The organism is Pedobacter rhizosphaerae (assembly GCF_900111155.1).
In the GTDB taxonomy this organism is placed as follows: domain Bacteria; phylum Bacteroidota; class Bacteroidia; order Sphingobacteriales; family Sphingobacteriaceae; genus Pedobacter; species Pedobacter rhizosphaerae.
The window spans coordinates 212,533-223,261 of sequence record NZ_FOGG01000005.1; the positions used below are offsets into that span (position 1 = coordinate 212,533).

11 protein-coding genes and 1 riboswitch are annotated in these 10,729 nt (G+C 38.8%); all 11 genes read left to right on the top strand.

Going from position 1 to position 10,729, the window contains the following annotated elements; genetic code table 11:
• The first annotated feature begins 1 nt into the window (after position 1).
• The 11 genes from BMX11_RS06095 (at position 2) to BMX11_RS06145 (ending at position 10,542) form a co-directional block, all read left to right on the top strand.
• The gene (locus BMX11_RS06095) at positions 2-1,105 is read left to right on the top strand and encodes a YncE family protein (protein WP_090882487.1); all 1,104 of its coding nucleotides are present in this window, start codon (positions 2-4) and stop codon (positions 1,103-1,105) included.
• 23 nt (positions 1,106-1,128) lie between these two features.
• A complete protein-coding gene (locus BMX11_RS06100) occupies positions 1,129-2,265 on the top strand; it encodes a PKD domain-containing protein (RefSeq protein WP_090882489.1) in 1,137 nt (378 codons plus the stop codon).
• A gap of 18 nt (positions 2,266-2,283) precedes the next feature.
• Entirely contained in the window at positions 2,284-3,381 is a 1,098-nt protein-coding gene (locus tag BMX11_RS06105) for a DUF5074 domain-containing protein (RefSeq protein ID WP_090882491.1), read from the top strand.
• Between the two features lie 250 nt (positions 3,382-3,631).
• Positions 3,632-3,827, top strand: a riboswitch (cobalamin riboswitch).
• Positions 3,828-3,924: 97 nt separating this feature from the next.
• Positions 3,925-5,787 (top strand): TonB-dependent receptor plug domain-containing protein, encoded by a 1,863-nt coding sequence (locus BMX11_RS06110; RefSeq protein ID WP_090882493.1) that lies wholly within the window; start codon positions 3,925-3,927, stop codon positions 5,785-5,787.
• A gap of 37 nt (positions 5,788-5,824) precedes the next feature.
• Positions 5,825-6,412: a DUF6580 family putative transport protein gene (locus tag BMX11_RS06115; protein WP_090882495.1), complete on the top strand. Its 588-nt coding sequence runs from the start codon at positions 5,825-5,827 to the stop codon at positions 6,410-6,412.
• Between the two features lie 124 nt (positions 6,413-6,536).
• The gene (locus tag BMX11_RS06120) at positions 6,537-7,469 is read left to right on the top strand and encodes an ABC transporter substrate-binding protein (RefSeq protein WP_090882497.1); all 933 of its coding nucleotides are present in this window, start codon (positions 6,537-6,539) and stop codon (positions 7,467-7,469) included.
• A complete protein-coding gene (locus tag BMX11_RS06125) occupies positions 7,469-8,083 on the top strand; it encodes a hypothetical protein (RefSeq protein ID WP_090882499.1) in 615 nt (204 codons plus the stop codon). The genes BMX11_RS06120 and BMX11_RS06125 overlap by 1 nt, the downstream gene beginning before the upstream one ends.
• 3 nt (positions 8,084-8,086) lie before the next feature.
• A complete protein-coding gene (locus BMX11_RS06130; protein ID WP_090882500.1) occupies positions 8,087-8,776 on the top strand; it encodes an SIR2 family NAD-dependent protein deacylase in 690 nt (229 codons plus the stop codon).
• On the top strand, positions 8,769-9,491 hold the full coding sequence (locus BMX11_RS06135; protein ID WP_090882502.1) for a Dph6-related ATP pyrophosphatase: 723 nt from the start codon (positions 8,769-8,771) through the stop codon (positions 9,489-9,491). The genes BMX11_RS06130 and BMX11_RS06135 overlap by 8 nt, the downstream gene beginning before the upstream one ends.
• A 126-nt stretch (positions 9,492-9,617) precedes the next feature.
• Positions 9,618-10,109 carry a YMGG-like glycine zipper-containing protein gene (locus BMX11_RS06140; RefSeq protein WP_090882504.1) on the top strand — a complete coding sequence of 164 codons (492 nt, stop codon included), beginning with the start codon at positions 9,618-9,620 and terminating at the stop codon, positions 10,107-10,109.
• 97 nt (positions 10,110-10,206) lie between these two features.
• On the top strand, positions 10,207-10,542 hold the full coding sequence (locus BMX11_RS06145) for a Dabb family protein (RefSeq protein ID WP_090882506.1): 336 nt from the start codon (positions 10,207-10,209) through the stop codon (positions 10,540-10,542).
• Positions 10,543-10,729: the final 187 nt, after the last annotated feature.

Genomic DNA, 10,729 nt, shown 5'->3' on the forward strand with positions numbered 1-10,729 from the left:
TATGAAAAATACCAAATTTATCTTATGCCTAAGTTGTGTCGTATTAAGCATGGCTTCTTGCAGGAAAGACGACAGCTTCATTCCTGAAGACCAGGAACAGTTACCCGCAGAACCAAGCGTGGAATTAGCAGGTTTTTACCTTTTAAATGAGGCCAATATGGGCTCTAATAAGTCATCATTGGATTATTACGACTTCAATTCGGGTAATTATCGCAAGAATATTTACAGTCAGGCTAACCCGAATGCAACCCTGGGTCTGGGCGATGTAGGAAACGACATTAAAATTTATGGTTCGAGACTGTATGTTGTGGTAAATATGTCTGATAAGGTGGAAGTATTAGCAGCTAAAACCGCCAAACGTATCGGGCAGATTAATATTCCCAATTGCCGTTACATTACTTTTTACAAAAGCAAAGCCTACATAACCGCTTACGATGGTTACGTATCGGTAGTGGATACCGCATCCTTAAAAGAGGAAAAGCAGATTGCTGTTGGTAAACAACCCGAGGAAATGGCTATAGTAGGTACAAAGTTGTATGTAGCTAACTCTGGAGGCTATAATTATCCAAACTATGAACGTACTGTTTCAGTAATTGATTTAAACACGCTTTCCGAAACGAAGAGGATAGATGTGGCCATCAATTTACATCGCCTGAAGGCAGATCAATATGGCGATTTGTATGTTACTTCAAGAGGGGATTATTACAATATTCCATCTAATCTCTTTGTGATTGATACGAAGACCGATCAGGTTAAAAAGACCTTTAACCTGGCTGCAAGTAATATTGCCATCGATAAAGACGAAGCCTATCTCTACAGTGTAGAATGGAACAATAACACAGGTTCTAATGCCATCAGCTACGCAAAAATTAATGTAAAGGACGAAACCATTATCAGCAAGAGCTTTATTACTGATGGTACAGATCAGTCAATTGTAATCCCATATGGAATAGCGGTAAATCCTGTAAACAGTGATGTTTATGTTACCGACGCGAAAGACTATGTAAGTCCCGGAACACTTTATTGTTTCGATAAAGCAGGAAAAAAGAAGTTCTCGGTCACTACCGGCGATATCCCTGCGCACCTTGTATTCTTAAATAAATAATCAACATATAAATAATAAAACACATGAAGAAAAGCTACCTATTGATAGTATTAAGCATTTTTACCCTGCTATACAGTTGTAAAAAGGATGAAAAGGAGATTGCTCCTGATGTAAATTTGGCCATTAAAGCCGATGCTGTTGAGGCGAAAGTAAATGTAAAAACTACATTTAGCGCAGGTACCAATAACGGATTACCCTTCAAACACTTATGGAAACTTGATGGAACTGTAGTAAGCGAAGCCTATAACTATGAATTTACACCCTTAAAGTCGGGCACATACATTATAGAATATACCGCTTCTAATACCGCAGGCAGTTTTACACATAAATATACCGTTACGGTCCCTGTTCCTGTAATTGAAACATCTCCGAACAGTAGCAAGTACATCACTACGATATTCGAATATCTCCCGGCACCTGGACAGTTCATTAATGAAGGCATAGGTTCGCCTGCGGGAGCACAGAAGATTATTGGTGATGTAAGTAAAACCAGTTTGCTAACCCTGGGTGGTTTTGGCGGATATGTTGTTTTTGGGTTCGACCACTCTGTAGTGAATAATACGGGTAATGATTTAGCTATTTATGGCAATCCCATCGGTGGAAACACACAATGGGCAGAGCCAGGCATTGTAATGGTAAGTCAGGATGTTAACGGAAACGGTAAGCCCGATGATGAATGGTATGAGTTAGCTGGCAGTGAGTACAGCAATCCCTTAACAGTTAAAAACTACGAAATTACTTATGTTAACCCTAAGGGCTATGCCAATGTAGCCTGGACAGATAACCAGGGCGGTAGCGGTACCTATGACATCAATATTTACCACAAACACAATTTCTATCCTGAATTTGCTCCAGATCAGGAAAAACTTACCCTTAAGGGAACTTTGTTGCCTTCTACCTTCGGAAAAGTAGGAAGCATTTTCGTTAATACGGCATTTGATTGGGGTTATACCGATAGCTGGTCTATAGGAGATGATTACGCAACAAAGAAATATAACAGCTTCGATATTTCCTGGGCAGTAGATAAAACAGGTAAAAAAGTCGAATTGAAAACCATCGATTTCGTGAAGGTATATACCGGACAAAGAGAGAAAGGAAATTTGATCATGGGCGAAATCTCTACGGAAATTAAAGGCGCACAAGATTTAGGAATTAAATAAATACAGAAATAATAAAAAATGAGATCAGTAAACACAAAACACCTTTTAATAGCCCTTTTTATTGCCCTTTTTGCAGCTTCTTGTAAAAAAGATGCCCTGGTAGAGCCCGAAGTTGAACCTGTAGCAAAAGGAAAATTTGAGAATGGTTTTTTTATTGTCAACGAAGGTTGGTTTGGACGTGGAACGGGCGAAGTAAGCTTTTTTAATTATAGCACAGGAAAGTTAACCGATAGTATTTTCAAAAGAGAGAATGCTGGTAAAGACTTAAAACCTGAAAGTTCTACGCTTCAGTACGGTACTATTTTTAAGGATAATTTATACCTGGTAAGCAAAGTAGGCGGGCCAGTAGTAGTTGTAGATGCTTATACCCTAAAAGAAAAAGCCCGAATTGCAGCTAAAGGCGGTAACGATTGGAGAGCATTTTTAGGAATTGACGAAAACACAGGCCTATTAAGTAGTTCGAGTGGTGTTTATTTGGTTAACCTAAAAAACATGACCGCTTATGCGAAATTAGTTGGTGCAGATGGGCAGGTTGGAGATATGATTAAATCTGGTAATTATATTTTCATGCATAGTGCAACTGATGGACTGTTAATTTACAACGCATCAGATTATACGCTAAATAGAAAAATTAAAGGAATGACGGTAGGTTTCGCCAAAACACCAAATGGTAAAGTTTGGTATGCAGGTGCAAAATACCTTTATCAAACAGACCCACAAACTTTAGCTAAAGATAGCGTGAGTTTAAGTTTTACCACGTACGCTTCCTGGGGAGCCTGGCATGCTGGATCAATTACAGCCTCAACCAAAGACAACATTGTTTATTTATTAAAAACAGGAAGTTTCGGTGGTGGAAGCGAAGTGTATAAATATGACGGAACAGCAGTCTCTCTAAATGCACCTTTTGCCACTAATCCAGATAAACAGATTTTTTATGGAAAAGGTATTGGTTATGATCCCAAATTAAATCAGGTGGTTATTCAAACCGTACAATCGGGATATGGCGCTAATTATGCCATCAATAATTTATATTTCTATGATACCGCTGGAGCATTGAAAAATACAGTTCCTTATGAAGGTTATCATTTTCCTGCAATAACGGTGTTTCATCAATAAGGTTTTAATTGCCCCCCTGGTCCGTGGCCCACGGACCAGTAAATTTATCCCTCTCGCAAATGCAATGATGAACAAGGAGGTTTTTTGTATTTCAACCACCCCTCCATTACACATGGCTTCACACCCCCTCCTTGAAAAAAGGAGGGGAGTTGGAGATTCCGTGGCCCACGGACCAGTAAATTTATCCCTCTCGCATATGCAATGATGAACAAGGCGGTTTTGCTTTATATACAAGCAAGCCTTTTTTTATTACCTTTGCAGCGCTTTTGGTTTTCGGCTTTATAACCGGAATTAAAAGGGAATACAGTGAAAATCTGTAACTGTCCCGCAGCTGTAAGTTTCTATAACGATTTTTTTATTCTAAGGGCCACTGTATCCTAAGGGAGATGGGAAGGTTGAAAAAATCGGAAACAAGTCAGAATACCTGCCAATAGCGTATAATTTCATAGCTTTCGGGGATTGAAGCTAGGATTGAGATACTACCATTTTCGTATTTTCATTTCCTTTTCTAATCTGTTGGCTGTGGGCAAAACTCACAATCAAATGAACAAAAAAAGTATTTTAGTTGCGGCAAGTCTGGGACTTACGCAATTAATCATTAGTCAATCGGCTAGTGCACAAGACAGTCTACAACTTAAAGACGTGGTGATTTCTGCTACCAAGAACGATCAGAAGCAATCGCAAACAGGCAAGGTAGTTACCATTATTGGTAAAGAAATTTTAGACCGTAGCCATGGTAAATCTTTGCCAGAATTATTAAATGAGCAGGCAGGAATTGTAGTGTCGGGTGCTACAGGTAACCCCGGACAAAACAAATCCGTATTTTTTAGAGGTGCAGCCAGTGGTTATACGGTGGTATTGATTGACGGTATTGTACAGAATGATCCCTCAGGCAATGGCGGGGCTTTCGATTTACGTCAGTTTTCAATAGATCAGATTGATCATATCGAGATTTTAAGAGGTGGCCAGTCTACCATTTATGGCTCTGATGCAGTTGCAGGAGTAATTAATATCATTACTAAAAAAGGCGGACCAAGAGGCAATACCATTTATGGCGTAGCATCTGCAGGAAGTTACGAAAGCTACAAAGGAACCATTGGTTTAAATGGCGCTGTAGAGGGCTTTTCTTACAATGTAAACTATACCCATACTAAAACTGATGGTATTTCTGAAGCTGCAGCACCAGCTGGAAGTACAGCTGCCATGGATAAGGATGGCTTTAAGGCCGATGGTGTAAATGCTAATTTTGGCATCCAGCTGGATAAGAACTTTTCGGTTAATCCATTTTTACGCTACTTCTATGGTAATTATAAAATTGATGAAGATGCATTTGTAGACGGTTCTCTGGATAATCATTCAATTTTGAAACAATTTAGCGGAGGTTTTAATTCCATTTATAAGTTCAATACCGGCAAAATAACGCTAAACTACAGCTATGAGAAAACATCTAACGATAGCCAGTCAAGCTTTATGGGGTTTCCTTCTAATTACTCCAGCGAGGGAAGCATTAACATCGTAGATTTATTCTATAATCAGAAAATTAACAATAAGCTCGATTTATTATTGGGATTAGATAACAGAGATCTAAAACTCATTAGTGGAACAAATTCACCAAAAACTAACATCTTCGCAGCTTATGGCTCATTGTTTTTACACGATTTAAGCATCTTCAATTTAGAAGTAGGCGGAAGATACAACAAACACGATCAATATGGCGAAAACTATACTTATACCGTTACTCCAAGTATCAACATCATTAAAGAGGTTAAGCTTTTCGGAACGGTTTCAACGGCATTTAAGGTGCCAACATTGAGCATGTTATTTGGCCAGTTTGGTGCTAACTTGAATCTTAAACCAGAAAAGTCTCAAAATTATGAAGCAGGTGCAAGCTTTAGCTTTGCTGACGAGAAGTTTAATTTAAGGTTAGTAGCATTTAAACGCGACCTGAAGGACGCAATACTTTATGGTGCAACAGGATATGATAACGTGGCCAGTCAAAAAGATAAGGGTTTCGAAATTGAGCCATCTGTTAAATTAAACATTTTTAATTTTAATGGTTATTATGCTTATGTAGAAGGAACAAATGGAACCATTAACTATCTAATCCGCAGACCTAAGCATACCTTTGGCCTAAATGCAGGCGTTCAGGCTACAGAAAACCTATATGTAAGTGCGAATTATCGTTATTTCGGAAAGCGTTTCGATACAAATTTCAGCACATATGCTGTCGAAGAACTACCGTCTTATAAATTGTTGAGTGCTTATGCAGAGTATGCGCTTTTCAATAAAAGAGTTAAAGTTTTCTTTGATGCAAAGAATATCCTGAACGAGAAATACAATGAATTTATTGGTTACAGCACCATGGGATTCAATTTTAACGCAGGGCTAAGTTTTAATATCAGATAAAAAACTTAACTTTGCATTACATTAAATCAACGATAAAATGTCTAATTTAAGATTCAATCCGCGTAACCTAACCTTACTATTAATGATTTTGGTCATTACAGTATTTCGTTTAGTGGTTACATTCAATTCTGAAGCGCTTCAGTTTGCTAATTTTTCATCACTTGGAGCAGTAGCATTATTTGGAGGAGCCTATTTTAAAGACAATTTAAAAGCTTTCGCTTTCCCAATTCTAAGTTTACTTATTAGTGATGTGGTATTGTATACTACCATTTATAAGCAATATGTAGATATCTTATTGATTCAGGAGACTTACACTTATTTAGCCATCGTATTAATGGTGTTGGTGGGCAGATTGTTATTGAAAAAAGTAACTGTTGCAAACCTATTACTTTCTACACTTGCTATCGTATTTATCCACTGGATCGTTAGCGATTTTGGATCATGGTATAAAAACCCACTGTTTACGCAAGATTTAGCAGGTTATTGGAACTGTTTGGTAAAGGCAATTCCATTTGAAATCAGATTTTTAGAAGGAACCTTGATTTATGGAGCCATCCTTTTTGGAGGTTTTGAATTGTTAAAAGTAAAATACCCAGTGCTTAAATTAAAGACACAAACCCTATAATTTTTAAGGTTTTTTAATTAAATCCTCTTTTGAGCTATTCAAAAGAGGATTTTTTTTATCTTAGTATTTCGCGTTAAAAGGGTTTGCAGAGATGTAAATTCCTTACGCGTTTAAATTATTTTCGATGAAAGTTGTTTCTTTTCTTCCTGCTGCAACCAAAATGATCTATGACATGGGTTTGCAAGAATACCTTTATGGTGTAACCTTCGAATGTCCAAAAGAGGCCGCTGATTTACCTAAAATAGTCAGGTGTATTTTAGAAGGTAAAAACTACTCCAGTATAGAAATCGATCGGATTTTTTCTGCTTCCAAAGCACAAGGGAAGAGTTTGTACTGGGTAGATGATGCACTTTTGGAAAGTATATCTCCGGATATTGTGTTCACGCAAGACGTTTGTGAGGTTTGTAACATCGATACCGTATGCACAGAAACAGCGGTGATGAAGTTAAGCAAGCAACCCCGGCTTGTTCCATTGTCGCCAAATAATCTGCAAGATGTTTTTGAATGTGCATTAACCATTGCGAGGGCTATGGGAAAAGAAGAGGTAGCGCTACATTATCTGGCTAAGCTACAACGTAAAACGGATGATATTTTAGATACACTTAGGGCAAACAGAGCACCTTTAAAGCGGGTGATGATCATGGAATGGATAGAACCTGTTTACAATTGCGGTCACTGGATTCCATTTCAGGTTGCTGCGGCAGGTGGTGTAGATATGCTTTCTAATCCTGCCGGCGATTCTATTGTTACCCCCTGGGAAAAAATACTGAAGTACAATCCAGAGGTGTTGGTGATTGCGCCTTGTGGTTTTGATGTAAAGCGGAGTACCGAAGAAATGTCGATCTTAATGGCTAAGCCGGGCTGGGATGAATTAGCCGCCGTAAAATCAAACCAGGTTTATATTGCAGATTTTGATATGTTTACGCAACCCAGCATAGGAACATTGGTAGAGGGCATCGAAGCATTGTCCTGCATGTTTCATCCCGAGATATTTAAGGCAGATGAAGTGATTGCCAGGAAATTTGTAAATTTTAATCATCTGATAGTTGCTGATTAATGAATGCGAGGCTAAGCTTTATTGTATTTCTGGTTTTTGCTGCATCATTTGTTAAGGGGCAAGAAAAGAAATATACCGATTCAGCAGTTAGCGCATATATTGATGCCTGTAAATGTGTGGTTAGGTTGCAGGGTAATGGCCATGATAACGCCTATTGGCTCAGAACCATTAACACAATCAGATACCATCATCCTGAGTTTAGAAAGGCTAAAAAAATCTTATACATTTCCTTTATCGATAGAAATAATCAAAATACGTTTTCCTTTTTAAGTGGGGGAAGACTCAATTCAAAAGAGATTATAGCGCAAAAGGAACTGAACAGTGGCCAAATTGATTCTTTAATGTTTACCCTTTACGCCAATCGCTTCGCGGGCTATCCTTTAAAAAAGCTGGTGTTTGATTGTCAGCATCCAGCTAACGCTGTGGTGTTTTTAGATCAGGATGGCAGCGTATTTACGGCATTAAACATTGATTTTAAAGGAACTGCATTCAACGTTTGGCGTGCAAACGGTGTAAGTAAGAAATACGAGGCCAGCTTTGGCGATACTTGCCTTGGAAAATATGATTTGATTAAATCTTTGTTTCAATCTGCAGGAATCAAAACTTTTAACTAAGATATGAAGAAACTAGTGGTTTTAACCGGTGCAGGGATCAGTGCCGAAAGTGGGTTAAAAACCTTTCGAGATAGTGATGGGCTATGGGAAGGATATAATGTTTATGATGTAGCTACACCAGAAGCCTGGGAACGAAATCCTGTACTGGTCCAGGATTTTTATAACGAGCGACGTAAACAGGTGTTAGCGGCTCAGCCTAATGCTGCACATCAGATTTTAGCAGATTTGGAGGAACATTACGATGTGGAGATCATCACTCAGAACATCGACGATTTGCATGAGAGAGCGGGATCTTCCAAGGTAATTCACCTCCATGGTATTATTACCCGATCTCAATCCGATAGGCGGGCATCATTAACTTATCCCATTGTAGGAGATGAAATCCGGATGGGCGAATTATGCGAATTGGGTACTCAACTACGTCCACATGTGGTTTGGTTTGGAGAATCGGTGCCCATGATTGAAGTAGCCGCAAGAATTTGTAAACAAGCTGATGTTTTTTTACTGGTTGGTACTTCGCTGGCCGTTTATCCTGCTGCTGGCTTAATCAGCTATGTTCCTCATGTGGTTACTAAGTACGTGGTGGATCCGAATATCCCTGAAGTGGGAAGGTATAAAAATGTAACTGCTATTGCTGAAAAAGCTGGTGTGGGGATGCAAAAGTTAAAAGATATTCTGCTTAACAATGCTTAAGAAGAAGTGTATTTTTAACTGGAGCGGAGGGAAGGACAGTACTTTGGCCTTGCATTATGCGCTTCAGGACCCAGCTTTAGAAATTTGTTATCTGGTAACCACCATAAGTGAAAAGTATAGTAGGGTATCTATGCATGGGGTTAGAGATACTTTATTGCTTAAGCAGGCAGAAAGCATTGGCATTCCATTGTACGAAATCAGATTGCCGGAAATGCCTGATATGCAAACTTATGATGATACAATGCGAATTCATCTTACTCAGTTTAAGGCCGAGGGAATTACTCATTCTATTTTTGGAGATATTTACCTGCAAGATTTAAGAGACTACCGGGAAAATAAGCTAGCCGAAGTTGGACTAAAAGCATTATTTCCGATTTGGAAAAAGGACACTAAAGCCCTAATTGATGAGTTTTTAGCACTGGGCTATCAAACTATAATTGTATGTGCTCAAAAGAATTTAGCAGATTTTTGCGGTAAGGTGATTACCACTGCGCTTATTGATCAGCTACCTCCAGGCATAGATCCCTGTGGTGAAAATGGCGAATTCCATACTTTTGCTTATGAAGGCCCGGTTTTTCGAAAAAATGTTCATTTTGTGCTGGGTGAAAAGGTGTATAGAACTTACGCAGCACCTAAAAGTACCGATTCATCAACTGATGGAGTATGTTCAGTAACAAGCGATTTAGGCTTTTGGTATATGGATTTACTGGATTAATTTTTATCCGCTAAAACATTTTGGCATCATTTTTTCTTTAGTATCTGTAATTAACTAAAACACGTACAAATAAAACCTGCTTAGCTGGTTAGGAAGCTTAAGCAAGCGTTTAATAAAAAAGATGTTATGAAAAAGATATTGGTAGTAATCGCATTAAGTTCAGTTATGTTTGCTTGTAACAATAAAGCAAAACAAGAAGAAGCATTAAGACAGCAAGAAGCACAAAAGCAGTTGGCGATTAAAGCTGTTAAAGATAGTTTACGTTTAGATAGTTTCAAAAGAGCCGAAGTAGCTAAAAAGGAAGCTGAAGTGCAGGCTAAGCATGAAGCAGAATTGGCAGCGGCTAGAAGAGCAGGACAACGTTCGGCGGCATATTCCGGTTCGGGTGGTTCATCTAGTTCATACGGAGGAACTCAACCTACAGCTAAGAAAAAAGGATGGAGTGATGCTGCTAAAGGTGCCGTTATTGGTGGTGCAGCAGGTGCTGTTGGTGGTGCGTTAATTGATAAGAAAAAAGGAAGAGGTGCTATTATTGGCGGATTAGTTGGAGCTGGTGGCGGTTATTTAATCGGTAGAGGTGAAGACAGAAAATCTGGTCGAGTGCAGCCTAAGAACTAGTTATAGGTTCTCAAATATTTGAAGAGCGGGTATGGAAACATAGCCGCTTTTTTTGTGGCTGCTGAAATGATTTTTATATTTAGCAAAATAATCACCTATGACCGAAGAAAATCAACCTTTAAAGGGGCAAATACAGCATTTTGTAATGTTCTGGTTAAAACCCCAACTCAGCAAAGCTGAAATAGCAGATTTTGCCGGCTTTTTCGAAAGTTTAAAGCCTATTAAGTATATTAAGACATTAAGTTATGGTTTAGCTGCTAACACGCCTGTTCGTCCGGTAACGGATAACTCGTTTACGTATTCCTTAACCATTACTTTTGCCACTATTGAAGACCATAACGCTTACCAGGAAGATAAGACGCATCTGGATGCTGTAGAGAAGTTTTCTGGTAATTGGTATAGGGTAGTGGTACATGATACGGTACTTGGATAATATTTGTTATGGGTTGCGTGTTGTGGGTTACGGGGCAGAGTACATAATCCGTTCAACCATTACAGTGATTTTCTTACTTTGTGCGCTCTGCGCCTTCACTTTGTGCCCTTTGTGGTTAAATAGGTTATGAGTTGCGTGTTGTGGGTTACGGGGCAGAGTGCTTAATCCGTTAAACCATAACAAGTGA

Excerpts from the sequence above, each read along its gene's own strand:
- BMX11_RS06135 (WP_090882502.1), top strand. The coding sequence starts at position 8,769 with ATGCTTAAGAAGAAGTGTATTTTTAACTGGAGCGGAGGGAAGGACAGT.
- BMX11_RS06095 (WP_090882487.1), top strand. The coding sequence starts at position 2 with ATGAAAAATACCAAATTTATCTTATGCCTAAGTTGTGTCGTATTAAGC.
- BMX11_RS06125 (WP_090882499.1), top strand. The coding sequence starts at position 7,469 with ATGAATGCGAGGCTAAGCTTTATTGTATTTCTGGTTTTTGCTGCATCA.
- BMX11_RS06100 (WP_090882489.1), top strand. The coding sequence starts at position 1,129 with ATGAAGAAAAGCTACCTATTGATAGTATTAAGCATTTTTACCCTGCTA.
- BMX11_RS06110 (WP_090882493.1), top strand. The coding sequence starts at position 3,925 with ATGAACAAAAAAAGTATTTTAGTTGCGGCAAGTCTGGGACTTACGCAA.
- BMX11_RS06120 (WP_090882497.1), top strand. The coding sequence starts at position 6,537 with ATGAAAGTTGTTTCTTTTCTTCCTGCTGCAACCAAAATGATCTATGAC.
- BMX11_RS06115 (WP_090882495.1), top strand. The coding sequence starts at position 5,825 with ATGTCTAATTTAAGATTCAATCCGCGTAACCTAACCTTACTATTAATG.
- BMX11_RS06130 (WP_090882500.1), top strand. The coding sequence starts at position 8,087 with ATGAAGAAACTAGTGGTTTTAACCGGTGCAGGGATCAGTGCCGAAAGT.
- BMX11_RS06105 (WP_090882491.1), top strand. The coding sequence starts at position 2,284 with ATGAGATCAGTAAACACAAAACACCTTTTAATAGCCCTTTTTATTGCC.
- BMX11_RS06145 (WP_090882506.1), top strand. The coding sequence starts at position 10,207 with ATGACCGAAGAAAATCAACCTTTAAAGGGGCAAATACAGCATTTTGTA.
- BMX11_RS06140 (WP_090882504.1), top strand. The coding sequence starts at position 9,618 with ATGAAAAAGATATTGGTAGTAATCGCATTAAGTTCAGTTATGTTTGCT.